We start from the raw sequence: 15,709 nt of genomic DNA, 5'->3' as shown, positions 1-15,709 counted from the left end.
CTACCCGCGCTCGCCGGTGCCCGCTCGGCTCTTTCAGGCGGCGCGGACCACGAGCGCGACGTGCCGCGCGGCCCGGTCCAGCGGTTCGGGGGACCGGCGGACCCGGCTGACCAGAAGGGCTCCTTCGAGGTTGTTCATGATGGCCGTGGCGACGTCTTCGGAGTCCTTCACACCACGTCCGCCGAGCAATTCGACCAGCAGCACGTGCCAGGCGGCGAACGCGTCCTGGCACGCCTTGGTGATCGCGGGCGAGGCGTGGGCCATCTCCAGCGTGATCGTGGCGAGCGGGCAGCCGCCGCGGTAGTCGTCGGCGGCCAATGCCTCGCCCGCCTTGCGGTACCACCAGCTCACGGCGTCCTCGACGGTCTCGTTGCGCTCGAAGGCGCGGCGGACCGTCTTCGCCACGACGGCTGTGCCGAGTTCGATCGCGGCGACCGCGAGTTGTTCCTTGCCGCCGGGGAAATGGTGGTACGCCGACCCCCACGGGGTCCCGGCCTGCTCGACCAGCCGCCGCCACGAGGTCGCCTGGTAGCCCTCGCGGCGGAAGAGCGTCATCGCGGTCGAGATCATCCGCTCGCGGGTGGTGGTGTCGGACACGTCGCTCAGCATAGCCCTTGACTAGGACGACCGTCTTAGGAAAGCCTAGGACGATCGTCTTAGGAGGCAGGATGACCATCGACGTCACCGGGCAGACCAGGCAGAAGACCGTGACCTGGAAGGATCCGCTGCCCACCGCTCGGCTCGGCCGGGAGCTGTCCGGGCTCGACTACCTGACCGGTATCGCCGAGGGCCGGATCCCGCCACCGCCGATCTCGGCGCATTTCGGCATGCGCTGGGTTAGCGTGGCCGAAGGCGACGTCGTCCTCGCCGCGACACCGGACGAGTCGCTGTACAACCCGATCGGGACCGTGCACGGCGGCGTCGCGGCGACCCTGCTGGATTCGGCGGTGGCGTGCGCGGTGCACTCGACCCTGCCCGCCGGCGTCGGGTACACCTCTGTGGAGCTGAAGGTGAACTACCTGCGTGCCATTTCCGGTTCGGTGGGGGAGATCCGCGCGCACGGCTGGGTCGTGAAGGCCGGTTCGCGCGTCGCGTTCGCCGAGGGCGACATCCGCGACGGGCAGGGCAAGGTGCTCGCGACCGCGTCGAGCACCTGCCTGATCATCAAGCCCTAGAACATTTCGGCGGCGGGCGGAACCGGCTGCTTGACGTCCCAGTGCTCCACGATGAGCCCGTCCTCCACACGCACGATGTCGACGACGGCCGTGCCGAGCTCCTCGCCCGGCGGGACCACGTGCAGGTGCACGACGACGTGATCCTCGTCGGCGATCACGCGTTTCACGGAGACGTCGGCGCCGGCCATCGGTGAATTCCGCATCGCTTCGACGAAAGCGTCACGGCCGGAGGGGAAACCCGGGCTGTGCGTGACGAAATCCGCGTGCACGTTCGCGCCCGCCGCGGCGAAGTCCTTGCGTACGAACAGGTTCTCGAAACAGTCGAGGACGATCTTCTTGGCTGTGGTCATGCGGACATCGTTCCGCGCGGGTCCGCCGCCGTCGATTACCGCTGAGGTAAGGCCTAGGCCGCGCCGACCTTGCGTTCGAAGACCAGGCCTTCGGCGGCGCGCAACCCGACGCTGATCGCGCCGGTCAGCACCCCGTCGTCGCCCAGTTCGCCCTGGACCACCGCGGGCACCAGGGGAGTGAACGAGCGCAGCGCGCGGTCGATCGGGTCGAGCAGCAAATCGGCCGCGGTGCCGATCCCGCCGCCGAGCACGATCAGTTCGGGGTCGATCACCGCCGCCACCGACGCCACGGTGTACGCGAGCCTGTCCGCCTCCGCCTCGACGGCGCGCAGGGCGAGTTCGTCGCCGTCGCGGGCGAGCCGGAAGACCTCGCGGGCCGATTTCGCCGTGCCGAGGCCGAGTTCGCGTGCGCCGCGGACGACGGACTGTGCCGCCGTCGCCTCTTCGAGGTGGCCGCGGACCGGCGGGGCGTCCTCGCCTTCGCCCGGCGCGTCCGACTGCCCGTACGGCAGGTATCCGATTTCGCCGGCCGCGCCCGTCGCGCCGCGGAAGACCTGGCCGTCGACCATCACGCCCATACCGACACCGGTGCCGATGGTGATGCAGCCGAACACCGACGCCCCGCGCGCGGCACCGCGTTCCCATTCGCCGACGGCGGTGAGGTTCGCGTCGTTCTCGACCATGAGGTCCGGGCCGAGGGCGGCTTCTAGTTCGTCGAGCAGACCGGCCTTGCCCCAGCCGGGCAGGTTCGGCGCGTGCCGGAAGCAGCGCTTCGCCGGATCCGCGACGCCGGGTGAGCCGAGGACCCGCACGACGATGTCGGTCTGGCTGAGCCCCGCTTCGCGCACCGTCGCCGCCGCGAGGGCGCCCACCGCGCTGACGAGCGCGGTGCCCGAACGAGACGTGTTCCGCTCGTCACGGCGGGCGACCACGGTGTGGCCGAGATCCGAGACGGCGACCCGGAGATGTTCGCGTCCGATGTCGACCCCCAGCACGTACCCGGCCGTGGGATCCGCTTCGTAGAGGACGGCGGACCGGCCGGTGCCGGTCGAGGTGTGCCCGGTCGCCCTGGCGAGACCGGCCGCTTCGAGCGCCAGTAACGCTTGGCTCACCGTGGGTTTCGAAAGACCGGTGTCCTTGGCGACTTGGGGTCGCGTCGCCGGGCCGCTGCGGCGCAGGAGGTCCAGTACGGCGCGCTGATTGATCTTCCGCATCCCGGCGGGGGTGCCGACGGGCGGATTTTCTGCGCCAACCACGAGCTTCGCCTCCTGTCGAACCAAGGTGTTCCACCAAAGTTATCCGGGTCCGGCCCGAAATGGGCAAGAAGGTTTACATTCGGTGGTTCCCGGTGACGATAAACGTGCCGGCGCCGCGAATCGCGCACGCCGCGCGCGAAAACCCGGTGATTCACCCGGTATCCGGGCATGCGCTCCCAGTGACCGGTAATGGTCTAGACCAGAAGGTTCACGCCACGTGGCGGCTCGCGGGACGCCGGAATCCCCTGTGCTGACGGGGCCGCTCGGGGATTTCGCCGGTCTCGTGGTCCGTTTCCGCGAGGTGGGAACCCGAACCGTCGGCCGTCGTCGCCGGACTGGGCCGGTTGCGCAGACGGTGCTGGCGGTTCACCACGTAGAGCAAAAGCAGCCCGGCGACGACCAGGCCATGGGTGAGCACGCGTCCGGCGGTGACCTGTCCGGTGACGAGGTCGCCCGCCGACAACGCCAGGAGGAGCGCGACGAAACCGGTCAGCGCCGGTAGTTGCCCGGCCGCCGCCTTCGTGCGAACGGCCGCCCAGCCGAGTCCGACACCGACGGCCAGGTTCCACGCGCTGCTTTCGTGGGAAAGGTGCCCGACCAGGGATTCCGTGCCGTGTCCCGCACCGTGGTCGTCGACGCCCAGCAGCTGGGCGAAGGCGAGACCGAGCTGCGCGATCGCGACCATGCCGAGCGCGATCCTGGCGGGCCAGCCCTCCCTCGGCGGGGCGGGGGTGCGCTCGAGGATGACGGCGGTGAGGTCCGGGACCGGCGGAGCGGGCCGCAGCAGCATCGTGCGGTGCAGCCGCTCGGCGCGCGAGAGCCACGACCGGCAGGCGGCGCAGCCCGTCACATGCCGATCGACCACCTCGGGCGGGGCGGGTTCGGTTTCGCCGTCGAGCCGGGCCGACAGGGCCTCGCGGCAGGTCTCGCACTTCACGTCTCACTTGTCGGGCGCGGGCCTGCCCGGGTTCCCGGGACGCTGCTACGTTTCTCGTATGGCCGGGCCGCGCAACCACGACGACGAGCGGGTGACCGCGCTCGCCCTCGCCGCGGCCCGCGGTGACCGGCGGGCTCTCGAGGACTGGGTGCGGGCCACCCAGGCGGACGTCTGGCGCTTCGTGGCGCACCTCGCCGACGTCAGCGCCGCCGACGATCTCACCCAGGAGACGTACCTGCGCGCGTTCGGCAGCCTGCGCCGGTTCGCCGGCCGGTCCTCTTCGCGGACCTGGCTCCTGTCGATCGCGCGCCGGGTGGTCGTCGACCGCATCCGGGCGGCATCGGCGCGTCCGAAGCTCGCCGATGTCGACTGGGAAGCCACCGCCGAGCGTCGCGGCGCTCGTCAGGCGGAGGGTGTCGCGGGGTTCGAAGACCTCGTGGAGCTGCGGATGCTGCTCGACGGGCTCGACCCGGAGCGGCGCGAGGTCCTCGTCCTCACCCAGGTGCTGGGCCTCTCGTACGCCGAGGCGGCCGAGATCTGCGGTTGCCCGGTCGGCACCGTGCGCTCGCGTATCGCGCGTGCCCGCGAAGACCTGCTCGAAGCGGGCCGGGAGCGCGACTCCATCTAGTGCTCGCTGTGGCGCGCCACACATTTGGGGCACTTCGCTGTCACCGCGTCACACAGATGGGCTGACTCGACTACTCCGCGTTGACTAGGCCGAATGCCGATGCCTAGCGTGTCGCCATCCGACCCCAGGCCGCGCGAGGGTCCCCGCCTTCTCCGCGCGCTCTCGAAGGGATCTTCCCGATGGCCAGTCCCACCACTGGAACCCCAGGCGAGACTCAGGACCCCGGCGGTCTCGGCCGCCGCCGGTTCCTGAGCTTCCTCGTCGCGGCGCCCACGCTCACGATCGCCACGAAGATCGGCATCGACGGCTTCGCGCCCGAAGAGGCCGAAGCCGTCATCCCGACTCCGCCCGGTCCTGCCGAGATCCTCGACCTCGGCGACGTCCTCATCCTTTCGAACGCCCCCACCGCCAACCTGCTCGTCCTCGAAGTCCGCGAAGACGGCAGCGTCCGGCTGGAACTGCCCCGGACCGAGGTCGGCCAGGGCATCACCACGGCCAACGCGATGCTGGTCGCCGAGGAGATGGACCTGCCGCTCGACCGCGTCGACGTCGTGCTCTCCGACGCCCGCTCCGAACTGCTGTTCAACCAGCTGACCGGCGGTTCCAACACGATGCGCTCGCTCTACACCCCGGTGCGGACCGCGGCGGCCGCCGCCCGCGCCCGGCTGGTGGCGACGGCGGCTCGGCAGTGGGGGGCCAAGGCCGATCGTCTGTCCACAAGGGATGGTGCGGTGATCGCGCCCGACGGCCGCCGCGCGGACTACGGCGCGCTGTCCAAGCCCGCCGCCCGTGCCGATCTGGGGAAGCTCACGGCGACCCCGAAGGCGGAGTCCGCGCACCGGCTCGTCGGCACGCCGCAATCGCGCAAGGACGCGCGCGCGATGGTCACCGGGCAGCTGAAGTACACGCTCGACCTGGACATCCCCGGTGCGAACCCGGCGATGGTCCGCCGCCCGCCGACGATCAACGGCACGGTCGAGAAGGTCAACAACGAGGCCGCCGTGCGCGCGATGCCCGGCATCATCGACATCGCCGTGATCAAGACCGGGGTCGCGGTGCTGGCGGAGACCTTCGGCCAGGCACTCGACGGCAAGAACGCCCTCGACGTCACCTGGAACGCCGGCACCGTCGACGGCGAGAACAACGCGACGATCAAGAAGAAGCTGCAAGCCGCGGCGCTGCCGTTCGTCGTGCCGCCGCTGCTGACCCAGTACGTCGACGGCGAATTCGACTTCGCCTTCGCCAGCCACGCGCCGCTGGAGACCAACTCCGCGGTCGCCGACGTCCGCGAGGACAGCGCGACCATCTGGTCCGGGATGAAGGTCCCGATCCTCGCGAAGCAGAACATCGCGCAGGAACTCGGACTGCCGGAGAACAAGGTCACCGTGCATGTCCAGCAGGCGGGCGGATCGTTCGGCCGCCGCCTGTTCTCCGACGGCGCGATCGAAGCCGCGCGGATCTCGAAGGCGATGAAGCGGCCGGTGCGGCTGATGTGGAGCCGTATCGACGACATGCGTCACGGCCGCGCGCGGGCCGCGAGCCACCACAAGATCCGCGCCACCTTCGCGCTCGGACAGGTGCTGACCTTCGAGCACCGTGTCGCCAGCGTGGAAACCGACTGGAGCCACGGACTCGGCGAGGTTTTGACCGCTTTCGCCGCGGAACTGCCGGTCGGCGGGAACCTGAGCTTCGCGCAGACGGTGTTCCTGTTGACGGTGAAGTCGCCGTACAACTTCGGCGTCACCACGCAGCTGCTCAACGAGGTCCCGGTGGACTTCCACACCGGTGCCTGGCGGTCGGTGTACTCCGCGAGCACGCGCGGCGCGGAAGAGATCATGGTCGACGAGATCGCCGCGAAACTCGGCAAGGACCCGGTCGAGTTCCGGCGCGAGTTCATCAAGAACGACCGGCAGCGCGCGGTGCTGGACAAGGTCGCCGAACTCGGCGAGTGGGGCAAGAAGATGCCCAAGGGGTTCGCGCAGGGTGTCGCCGTGCACGGCGAGTACAAGTCGTACACCGCCTGCCTCGTCGAGATGGACGCCCGTGACCCGAAGAAACCGCGCGTCACCAAGGCGACCATCGCGGTCGACGTCGGCAAGCCGATCAATCCGCGCGGCATCGAGGCGCAGATGCTCGGCGGCCTGACCGACGGCATCTCGACCACGCTGACCGCGGGTCTGCACATCGACAAGGGCCTGCCGCTGGAGGGCAGCTACTCGCAGTTCCACTACGCGCGGCAGAAGAACTCGCCGACGGACGTCAAGATCCACGTGATGCCGGAGACGGGCGAGATCGGCGGCGCCGGGGAACTCGGCGTACCCGCGCCGGTCGGCGCGATCGGGAACGCCTACGCGCGGGCGACCGGGATCAAACCGCGCAGCTTCCCGATCGACTTCCCGGTCGACTTCGAACCCTTCCCCCGCTGACTTTCCTTCCCCGTCAAGGAGTTCCGATGCCCAACTACACCTTCACGGTGAACGGGAAGTCCGTCACCGTCGACGCGCCCGCGGATCTGCCCATGCTGTGGGCGCTGCGGGACAAACTCGGCGTCCGCGGCCCGAAGTACGGCTGCGGGATCAACGTCTGCAAGGCCTGCACCAGCCACCTCGACGGCGAGGCGTTCAATCCGTGCGTGACGCCGGTGTCCGACTGCTCTGGCAAGGAGGTCACCACCATCGAAGGCCTCGCCGACGGCGATGACCTGCACCCGGTGCAGGAGGCCTGGCTGGAGCAGGACGTCGCGCAGTGCGGCTACTGTCAGCCGGGGCAGATCATGGCCGCGGTGGCGCTGCTGAAGAAGACGAAGAACCCGACCGACGCCGAGATCGACGCGATCCAGAACGTCTGCCGGTGCGGCACCTACTTCCGGATCCGCGAAGCCATCAAGAGCGCGGCCGCGAAGATGTGAAATCCCGCCGGTGCGGCGGGAATCCCGATTTTCCGCCGCACCGGCGGAGCCTTCCGGCTTCGACAGGCCACCTCCGGGCAAGTCGTGTTAGATGACGTCCCCAGGGATTCGACGAGGAGTCCCTGCCCCGGAGGACGTCCATGCACTACCGAACTGTGCTCCGCGAAGGCTCGGCCGCCGTCGTCGCCGAATTGGCCTTCGAGGTCGAAAAACAGCTGCCTCAGCTGATCGAGAGCACCGTCGCGCAGATCCGTGCCGAGATGCCGGTGTACCGCGACGCGCAGTTCGTCACCCTCGCCGAACTGCGGACCTCGGTGCGGAACAACCTCGAGTTCGTCATGCGGACCCTGGGCGGCACCGAGGAACCCGACCTCACGCAGGCGCGGGCGACCGGGCGCGCACGGGCGTTGCAGGGCGCGCCGCTGCCGGAACTGCTGCGGGCCTACCGGATCGGGCTCACCGAGGTGTGGAACCGGTTCGTCGAACTGACCGCTTCGGGCGAGCATCAGGACCTCCGCGGCCTCGTCGCCGCGACGTCGGCCATCTGGGCGCTGATCGACGACTACGCCGAGGCGCTGACGACGACGTATCGCGACACCACGGCCGAAGTCATGCTGGCGCACCAAAGCAGACGCTCCGCGTTGGTCGAGGCGTTGTTCGCCGGCGGCGCGGCCACCGAGGGCACGCTGTGGGACATCGCGCGCGTGCTGGAACTCTCGCTCGACGGGACCTATGTGGTCGTCGCGGCGGAGACCCCGCGCGTCGGACACGAACCGTTGCCCCAGATCGAAAACCGGCTCCGCGACCGGCATCACGCGTCCGCCTGGCGGCTCACGCCGGACCTGCAGGTCGGGGTCGTGTCGATGCGGGACCCGTCGGCGTCGCAGCTGATCGTCGAGTTGCTGCGGGAGAACCAGATCGGCCGGATCGGGGTCAGCCCGGTGTTCACCGGCCTCGGGAACACCTCCCGCGCGCTGCACCTCGCCAGGGTCGCGCTCTCCAGCATGCTGCCGGGGACGACGGGAATGGTGCAGTTCAACGAATCCCCGCTCGCCGGCCTCGTCGCCAGCGCGCCGGAGGCGTCGGTCCAGCTCGCGCACCACGTGCTGCGGCCGATCCTCGACCTGCCCGGTGACGACCGGAACGTGCTGCTGCTGACGTTGCGCGCGTGGTTCGAATGCCAGGGCTCCACGAAACTGACGTCGGAGCGGATGTTCTGTCACCCCAACACGATCCGGCATCGACTGAAGCGGATTTCCGAGGAACTGGGCCGTTCGCTGACGGACCCGGCCGACATCGCCGAGCTGGGTGCTGCCCTGCGTGCGCTCCACATGTTCCCGGACACCTCTCATCTGCCCTCGCCGAGGGATCCGCTGCGCTAGGTTTCCCGGATGAACGAATTCGCCATCGGCGGAGATCTGACCGTGCACCGCCTCGGTTTCGGCGCCATGCGCCTGCCGACCGAAGCAGGCCCCGCGCGTGAGGCGTCCATCGCCTTGGCGCGAAGGGCCGTGGAGCTGGGCATCACCCTGATCGACACCGCGCATCTGTACGGCGGCGGTGCCAACGAGGAACTCCTTGCGGAAGCGCTGTACCCGTACCCGGACGATCTGGTGGTCACCACCAAGGTCGGCGTCGTGCGGACCGGGGACGACTGGAAGTACGACGCGCGGCCGGAATCGCTGCGGGTGCAGGTCGACGAGGGGCTGCGACGGTTGCGCGTCGAACGGATCGAGCTGCTGCAGCTGCACCGTCTCGATCCGGAGACCCCGCTGGCCGATCAGCTCGGCGCGCTGCGGGACCTGCGGGACGAGGGCAAGATCGGCCGGATCGGGCTGTCCGAGGTCACCGTCGACGAACTCGCGCGGGCACGCGAGATCGTCGACATCGCCAGCGTGCAGAACCGCTACAGCCTCTCGGACCGCTCGTACGAAGCGGTGCTGGACGCGTGCGAGGCGGCCGGGATCGCTTTCCTGCCTTGGCGTCCGGTGCTCGGCGCCGCGTCGGAGGCCGGTTCCGGGCTCACCGCCGTCGCCGCGGAGCTGGGGGTGACCACGGCGCAGGTCGGGCTCGCCTGGCTGCTCGCCAGGTCGCCGGTCGTCCTGCCGATCCCGGGGACGGCGAACATCGCGCACCTGGAGGAGAACTTCGCCGCGGCGGAGGTCAAACTGACGGCCGAGCACCTGGAGCGCTTGGGGGGCTGAGCAGTTCCCGGGTCCGCGCTTGCTCTTCGGGCGTCCCCACCGGCATCAGGATCAGCTCCGTCGCACCGGCCTCTTCGAGTTCGCGGATCCGTGCCCGGACGAACTCCTCGTCGCCGGCGAGTACCGTCCCGCCAGGGCCGTCGACCCGGTCGCGGGTGAAAATCGCTTGGTACGCTGGGATGTTCGCCGCCATGCCGTAGTTCTCGGCGACCCAGTTCCGCGGCCCGTCGGGGTTGTGGGTGACGGAGATCAGCTGCCCGGTGATGACGCGCGGTGCCGTACGCCCGGCCTCCGTCGCCGCTTTCGTCAGCGTCGGGACGATGTACTCCGCCAGCGAGCGCGGCCCGGCCCAGGTGGACACCACGCCGTCGGAGTAGGCGCCGCTGACCTTCAGCGACAGCGGGCTCAGCGCGCCGACGACGACCGAAGGTGGCTCGGCGCCGGGCGCCTCGATGGTGCCGACAGCGGTCAGCGTCTCGCCGTGCACGTCGGCCTTTTCGTGGTGTAGTAACGGGTAGAGCGCCTGAAGGTACTCGCGCAGATGCCGGACAGGGCGGTCGAAGGAGTAGCCGTACTGGTCTTCGATGATCGGCCGGTGGCTCAGCCCGACGCCGAGCGAGACCGGCGCGCCCGTGGCGGCTTGTAGCGTCAAAGCCTGCGCAGCCAAGGAAATCGGGTGCCTCGGGTAGGTGGGGAGCACCGAAGTGCCCAGCGCGAGGCCGGGGGCGGCCGCGCCCAGCGCCGTCAACGCGGTGAGGGCGTCCCAGCCGCCGCGCTGTGCGAGCCAGATCGCGTCGTAGCCCAGCCTGGCGGCTTCTTTCGCTTGCGCGACGACGTCGCCGAAGGGGACACCGATTTCGTCGAGGAGGATTCCGGTCCGCATGCGCGGCTCCCGTCAGTAGGCGCGCCGGAGGTTGGCGCGGTCGATTTCCGCGGTCGCGCGGAAGAGGGCGATGGCGCCCGGTGCCGCCGCGCGTACCTTCGCGGCGGGCGGAGTGGCCGTCGGCTGGAAGGCGTGGGCGACGGTGTCGGCCAGCAGGTCGGCGGCGGCTTCGGGATCCGCCGCCGGGGCGAGCAGGAAGCCGTGCAGGACGGCCAGATAAGCCTTCGCCAGGTCTTCGACCTCGATGTCGATGCGGATCAGGCCGTGCTCGGCTTGCAGTTTCAGGTAGTCCAGGAACGCCTCGTGGTGCCGGGGGTCCTGGTTTTCGTGGAGCTTCGCCGCGAGCTTGCCCAGTACGCCGGAGTCGGCGAGGTAGGGCGCGTGGAGCAGGGGCCTGCGCACGACGTTGAGGAACTGGGTGCGGGTCATCCGGTGCAGCAGGGTGAGGTCGGGATCGTCCTCGATCGCCTGTGCCAGGTTCTCGATGGACCGCGCCGCCTCGCGCAGCATCACCGCGAGGAACAGCTGTTCCCGGGTTTTCCAGTGCAGGTAAAGGGTTCCCTTGCCGACGTCGGCATGCTCGGCGACGTCCTCCACGGTCACCCGCCGGTAGCCGTGCCGCAGGAGCAGGTCCGCGGCGGCGTCGAGAATACGTTCGGCGCGTTCCTGCCGGTCCTCGGTCACGCCGCTAGTTTATGACTGATTTTGAAATTTGGTCAAGCGGCGGGCGGTGGAGAGTGGTCACTCGAAGGTGTGGCCGGGTTTGACGGCCTCCACGAGCACCCGCCGCGAGTACGCGACGAACTTCCCGTCGGTCTCGATCATCCGATGGAGTTCCGCGAGCCGGTCGCGGTACTTCTCCACCTCGAACCCCGGCACGATCCAGATCACCTTCCGCAGGAAGTGCACCACCGCGGCGAGGTCGAAGAACTCCATCCGGAGTTTCGCCGGTTCGAGCCGCTCCACCCGCAGCCCGACGGCGTCCGCCTCGGTGCGCAGCACCTCGGGGGTCCAGCCGCCGTAATCCTGCGGGCCGAGGAAGAACTCCTTCAGTTCGCGGACGGTTCCGGCGCCGATCTGTTGCGACAGGAAGATCCCGCCCGGCCGCAGGACGCGCGCGATCTCCCGCCACGGGTTCGCGATCGGATGGCGGCTGCTCACCACGTCGAAGGACTCGTCGGGGAAGGGCAAAGGTGCGTCGTACTCGGCCTCGACCACTTCGGCGCCCAAGGGCGCGAGGGTCTTCCTGGCGACCTCGACGTTCGGCGGCCAGCCTTCGGTCGCGGCGAGGACCGGCGGCGGTTTCGGGATGCCCGCGAGCACCTCACCGCCGCCGGTCTGCAGGTCGAGTCCGGCGGACGCCGCCGCCATCCGCTCACCGAGCAGCCGCGAGTATCCCCACGGCGGCCGTTCCTCCGTAGCCCGGCCTTCGAACCACGAGAAGTCCCAGCCTTCGACCGGGACGGCCTCTCCCTCGGCGAGCAGCTCTTCGAAAGTCATGCCCGCAGTTTCGGCTCCCTGGCCGGGTGGGGCAACGCGATTACGGGTGTCATCGAGGGGTAAGGCAAAGGTGGCGTGATCGAGTCGACGGGGGAGTGGGGTCGCCAAGGAGTCTGGCACGCTCTTGACCGTCCATAAGGGACGGCGACCAGGCAGAGATGTCAATTTGGGTACTTTGCGTGGGGGGTCGTGAGTGGCGATTCGGGTTCTAACCCGAATCGCCACTCACGACCACCACCGCAGGTGTCTCTTGTGGACACTCAAGGCGCGGCAGGCTCCCTTGAAGCCATCGAAGGAGCCCTTCATTGAAGGCGCAGCTACGCCATTTTTGCCTTACCTCTTGTCATCCGGCGTCGGTCGAGCGCTTCCAGAGGTTGATGTCGGCCTCGGTGGCGTAGCGGTCGATCTCGGCCAGCTCCTCATTGGTGAAGTGCAGGTTCTTCAGCGCGCCGACGTTGTCCTCCAGCTGGGCGACGCTGCTCGCGCCGATCAGCACCGACGTCATCCGCGGGTCACGCAGGCCCCACGCGAGCGCGAGCTGCGCCAGCGTCTGCCCGCGTCGCTCGGCGATCTCGTTCAGCGCCCGGATCTTGCCGACGGTGTTCTCGGTGATCGTGTCCGGGTTGAGTGACTTCCCTTGCGCCGCACGGGAATTCTCGGGAACGCCGTCGAGGTAGCGGCTGGTCAGCAGTCCCTGCGCCAGCGGTGAGAAGGCGATGCAGCCCGCACCTTCGGCTTCGAGCGTGTCGAGCAGTTGGTCGCCTTCGAGCCAGCGGTTGAACATCGAGTACGACGGCTGGTGGATCAGCAGCGGAGTGCCCAGTTCGCGCAGGAGCCGCGCGGCCTCGGCGGTCTTCTCCGACGAATACGACGAGATGCCGACGTACAGAGCGCGTCCGGAGCGGACGGCGGTGTCGAGCGCACCGACGGTCTCTTCGAGCGGCGTCTCGGGGTCGAACCGGTGCGAGTAGAAGATGTCGACGTAGTCCAGGCCCATCCGGCCGAGTGACTGGTCCAAAGAGGACAGCAGGTACTTGCGCGAACCCCATTCCCCGTACGGGCCCGGCCACATGTCGTAGCCCGCCTTGGTCGAGACGACCAGTTCGTCACGGTACGGCTTGAAGTCCGAAGCCAGCAGCCTGCCGAAGTTCTCCTCGGCCGAACCGTAGGGCGGGCCGTAGTTGTTGGCGAGGTCGAAGTGGGTGATGCCCAGATCGAACGCGCGCCGCGCGATGTCCCGCTGCGTGCCGAGCGGCTTGTCGTTGCCGAAGTTGTGCCACAGGCCCAGCGAGATCGCGGGCAGCTTCAGGCCGCTGCGCCCGGTACGGCGGTAGGGGATGCTCTCGTATCGGCCCTCGGCCGCGACATAGGTGCTCACGGGCCCGATGCTAGCCGCCGGAGGCGCGGGAGAAGAGGGTGGCGACGGCGCCCAGGTGATCTTTGAACGCCGCAGGTCCCTCGACCTCGAAGGGCACCCCGATGGCGGCGAGGATCAGGACGGGCCAGTCGAAGGTGTCGACGTTCATCGTCAGACGGCAGGACGTCTCGTCGATCGCTTCGAGCGCGCCACCGATATAGCGCACGGCCGCCTCGACCCGTGCCTTCGGTGCCTCGACCCGGACCACCAGTTCGTACGTGGTCGGCCTGGCCTTGATCTGGGCCTCGACGAACTTGACCGCGTCCCCGCCGGGGATCTCCCGTGGCCGGTAGCGGGCGCCGGTGGTGCGCGGCTCACTGAGCCGGTCGACACGGAAAGTGCGCCAATCCACCCGGTCGAGGTCCCACGCCACCAGGTACCAGCGTCGTCCGAGCGAGACGAGCCGGTGCGGCTCGACCAGCCGCGCGGACTCCTCGCCGCCGCGTGCGGCGTAGTCGAACTTCAGCCGCTCGTCGTCCCGGCACGCCTGCGCGATCACCGTCAGGCTGGCCGCGTTGACCCGGGGACCCGTGACGGCCGCCGGCGTCGTGTACGCCTGGAGCGCGTCGACGCGTCTGCGCAGCCGGGGCGGCATCACCTGGACGACCTTCGTCAGCGCCCGGACCGAGGTCTCCTCGATGCCCTCCACCGAACCGCCCGCCGCCGTCCGCAGGCCGACCGCGATCGCCACGGCCTCCTCGTCGTCCAGCAGCAGCGGCGGCATGACCGTGCCCGACCGCAACTGGTAGCCGCCCGCGACGCCGCGGCTCGCGTTGACCGGATAGCCCAGCTCGCGGAGGCGTTCGACGTCGCGCCGCAGCGTCCGCTCGCTCACCTCGAGCTTGTCGCTCAGTTCGATCCCCGACCAGAAGCGGTGTGTCTGCAGCAGCGACAGCAGCCGCAGCATCCGCGCACTCGTATTCGCCATGAATCCAGGTTCGCTCCGATTCCGGTCAGAAAGTGGCCGGAATTGACTTTAGCGTTGTTCCCATGACGATGACACTGGACACCCCGAGCGGTGTGACCACGGAAAACGTGGAGAAGTCCTACCGCTGGCGCTGGCCCGCGCTGTTCGTGATCCTGACCGGTTCGGTGATGGAACTGCTCGACATGACGGTCACGAGCATCGCCGGACCGGTCATGCGGGCCTCGCTCGGCGGCGGCACGGCGATGATCCAGTGGCTCGGCGTCGCCTACACCCTCGCGATGGTGTCCGGCCTGCTCACCGGCGGACGGCTCGGCGACATCTTCGGCCGCAAGCGCATGTTCCTGATCGGCGCGATCGGCTTCGTCGTCGGCTCGTTGTTCTGCGCGATCGCGGTGAGCCCCGAGATGATCATCACCGCCAGGGTGGTGCAGGGTCTGTTCGGCGCCGCGATGATCCCGCAGGGCCTCGGCATGATGAAGGAGATGTTCACCGGAAAGGAGCTTCAGTCCGCGTTCGGCATGTTCGGCCCGGTGATGGGGCTCGCCGCGGTCGGCGGTCCGATCCTCGCGGGCTGGCTGGTCGACGCCGATCTCTTCGGGACCGGCTGGCGGATGATCTTCCTGATCAACCTGCCGATCGGCGCGCTGGCGGTACTCGCCGCGATCAAGTTCCTTCCCGAGTCCAGGCCCGGTGGTTCGCTCAAACTCGACATCCCCGGCGCGCTGCTCGCCACGACCGGTGCACTGCTGATCGTCTTCCCGCTGGTACAGGGTCGTGAGTACGGCTGGCCGCTGTGGACGTTCGCGATGATGGCCGCCGCGATCGTGGTGTTCGGTGTCTTCGCCTGGTTCGAGAAGCGCAAGAGCGGTCGCGGTGGTGACCCGCTGGTCGAACCCAGCCTGTTCCGCAAGCGCAGCTTCCTCGCCGGGATGGCGACCGGGACGATCTACTTCGCGGCGTTCTCCGGCTTCGGGCTCGTCTTCACGCTGTACCTGCAGCTCGGGCTCGGTTTCTCGCCGCTCAAGGCCGGGCTGACCGGGGTGCCGATGTCGCTGGGGATGATCGTCGGGATGGGTCTGGTGCAGGTGGTGCGCAAGCACGGCCGCAAGGTGCTGCACACCGGCGCGCTGATCATGACCGCGGGCGTGGTCGCGCTGCTGCTGCTCCTCGGCCCGGAAACCGGTCCGTGGCTGATCGCCCCCGCGTTGCTGGTGGTCGGGATCGGATCCGGGCTGATCATGGGGCCGTACTTCGAGATCGCACTGTCCGGAGTGGAGCCGTCGGAGGCCGGATCGGCGTCGGGCGCGCTGACCTCGCTCCAGCAGGTCGGCGGCGCGCTGGGGATGGCGCTGCTGGGCACGGTGTTCTTCGACGCCGGGACCGCCGACCCGACCGACGCCGCGCAGCGGACGTTCTGGGTGGTCGCGGTGATGGTGATGCTCACGTTCGCGGTCGGGTTCCTGCTGCCCAAGCGGATCCGCGACGTAGAGTCGGCCGGGTAGGCGATCGAGCTGGGAGGCCGC

16 protein-coding genes are annotated in these 15,709 nt (G+C 69.2%); 7 read left to right on the top strand and 9 right to left on the bottom strand.

The features are described 5' to 3' along the window. Positions 1-33 precede the first annotated feature (33 nt). Positions 34-597, bottom strand: a complete 564-nt coding sequence (locus tag DL991_RS34815; RefSeq protein ID WP_233599176.1) for a TetR/AcrR family transcriptional regulator — start codon at positions 595-597, stop codon at positions 34-36. Positions 598-668: 71 nt separating this feature from the next. Here DL991_RS34815 and DL991_RS34810 point away from each other — a divergent pair, with 71 nt between their 5' ends. Then, positions 669-1,175, top strand: a complete 507-nt coding sequence (locus DL991_RS34810; RefSeq protein WP_125788605.1) for a PaaI family thioesterase — start codon at positions 669-671, stop codon at positions 1,173-1,175. On the opposite strand, the gene DL991_RS34805 is transcribed toward DL991_RS34810, so the two are convergent. The 3 genes from DL991_RS34805 to DL991_RS34795 form a co-directional block, all read right to left on the bottom strand. Beyond that, positions 1,172-1,525 (bottom strand): nuclear transport factor 2 family protein, encoded by a 354-nt coding sequence (locus DL991_RS34805; protein WP_125788604.1) that lies wholly within the window; start codon positions 1,523-1,525, stop codon positions 1,172-1,174. The genes DL991_RS34810 and DL991_RS34805 overlap by 4 nt on opposite strands. Before the next feature lie 53 nt (positions 1,526-1,578). Beyond that, the gene (locus DL991_RS34800) at positions 1,579-2,781 is read right to left on the bottom strand and encodes an ROK family protein (protein ID WP_125788603.1); all 1,203 of its coding nucleotides are present in this window, start codon (positions 2,779-2,781) and stop codon (positions 1,579-1,581) included. A 208-nt stretch (positions 2,782-2,989) separates the two neighbouring features. Further along, positions 2,990-3,718: a zf-HC2 domain-containing protein gene (locus DL991_RS34795; protein WP_125788602.1), complete on the bottom strand. Its 729-nt coding sequence runs from the start codon at positions 3,716-3,718 to the stop codon at positions 2,990-2,992. A gap of 58 nt (positions 3,719-3,776) precedes the next feature. On the opposite strand from DL991_RS34795, the gene sigC reads away from it, so the two are divergent. From sigC to DL991_RS34770, 5 genes are all read left to right on the top strand, one after another. Then, the gene (gene sigC / locus DL991_RS34790) at positions 3,777-4,346 is read left to right on the top strand and encodes an RNA polymerase sigma factor SigC (protein ID WP_125788601.1); all 570 of its coding nucleotides are present in this window, start codon (positions 3,777-3,779) and stop codon (positions 4,344-4,346) included. A 179-nt stretch (positions 4,347-4,525) separates the two neighbouring features. Further along, the gene (locus DL991_RS34785) at positions 4,526-6,772 is read left to right on the top strand and encodes a xanthine dehydrogenase family protein molybdopterin-binding subunit (RefSeq protein WP_125788600.1); all 2,247 of its coding nucleotides are present in this window, start codon (positions 4,526-4,528) and stop codon (positions 6,770-6,772) included. A gap of 26 nt (positions 6,773-6,798) precedes the next feature. Further along, positions 6,799-7,254: a (2Fe-2S)-binding protein gene (locus DL991_RS34780; RefSeq protein WP_125788599.1), complete on the top strand. Its 456-nt coding sequence runs from the start codon at positions 6,799-6,801 to the stop codon at positions 7,252-7,254. Positions 7,255-7,394: 140 nt separating this feature from the next. Further along, complete coding sequence (locus tag DL991_RS34775; RefSeq protein ID WP_125788598.1) at positions 7,395-8,636, top strand: CdaR family transcriptional regulator; 1,242 nt, start codon at positions 7,395-7,397, stop codon at positions 8,634-8,636. 9 nt (positions 8,637-8,645) lie between these two features. Continuing rightward, positions 8,646-9,458, top strand: a complete 813-nt coding sequence (locus DL991_RS34770; RefSeq protein WP_125788597.1) for an aldo/keto reductase — start codon at positions 8,646-8,648, stop codon at positions 9,456-9,458. Here DL991_RS34770 and DL991_RS34765 read toward each other — a convergent pair. The 5 genes from DL991_RS34765 to DL991_RS34745 all read right to left on the bottom strand — a co-directional run bounded on the left by DL991_RS34765 (position 9,418) and on the right by DL991_RS34745 (position 14,186). Then, positions 9,418-10,341, bottom strand: a complete 924-nt coding sequence (locus DL991_RS34765) for a TIGR03564 family F420-dependent LLM class oxidoreductase (RefSeq protein WP_125788596.1) — start codon at positions 10,339-10,341, stop codon at positions 9,418-9,420. The genes DL991_RS34770 and DL991_RS34765 overlap by 41 nt on opposite strands. Positions 10,342-10,353: 12 nt before the next feature. Beyond that, positions 10,354-11,025 carry a TetR/AcrR family transcriptional regulator gene (locus DL991_RS34760; RefSeq protein WP_125788595.1) on the bottom strand — a complete coding sequence of 224 codons (672 nt, stop codon included), beginning with the start codon at positions 11,023-11,025 and terminating at the stop codon, positions 10,354-10,356. Between the two features lie 57 nt (positions 11,026-11,082). Further along, positions 11,083-11,841, bottom strand: coding sequence for a class I SAM-dependent methyltransferase (locus DL991_RS34755; RefSeq protein ID WP_125788594.1), 759 nt, complete (start codon positions 11,839-11,841; stop codon positions 11,083-11,085). Between the two features lie 343 nt (positions 11,842-12,184). Further along, positions 12,185-13,219 carry an L-glyceraldehyde 3-phosphate reductase gene (mgrA, locus tag DL991_RS34750; protein WP_125788593.1) on the bottom strand — a complete coding sequence of 345 codons (1,035 nt, stop codon included), beginning with the start codon at positions 13,217-13,219 and terminating at the stop codon, positions 12,185-12,187. A 10-nt stretch (positions 13,220-13,229) separates the two neighbouring features. Further along, positions 13,230-14,186 (bottom strand): YafY family protein, encoded by a 957-nt coding sequence (locus DL991_RS34745; protein ID WP_233599174.1) that lies wholly within the window; start codon positions 14,184-14,186, stop codon positions 13,230-13,232. A 62-nt stretch (positions 14,187-14,248) separates the two neighbouring features. Here DL991_RS34745 and DL991_RS34740 point away from each other — a divergent pair, with 62 nt between their 5' ends. Continuing rightward, positions 14,249-15,688 carry an MFS transporter gene (locus tag DL991_RS34740; protein ID WP_125788592.1) on the top strand — a complete coding sequence of 480 codons (1,440 nt, stop codon included), beginning with the start codon at positions 14,249-14,251 and terminating at the stop codon, positions 15,686-15,688. The last annotated feature ends 21 nt before the right edge of the window (positions 15,689-15,709 follow it).

It is taken from the genome of Amycolatopsis sp. WAC 01375 (assembly GCF_003947325.1).
Classification (GTDB): domain Bacteria; phylum Actinomycetota; class Actinomycetes; order Mycobacteriales; family Pseudonocardiaceae; genus Amycolatopsis.
Note: the sequence above shows the minus strand (reverse complement) of the source record. Positions and strands in the feature narration are given on the sequence as shown.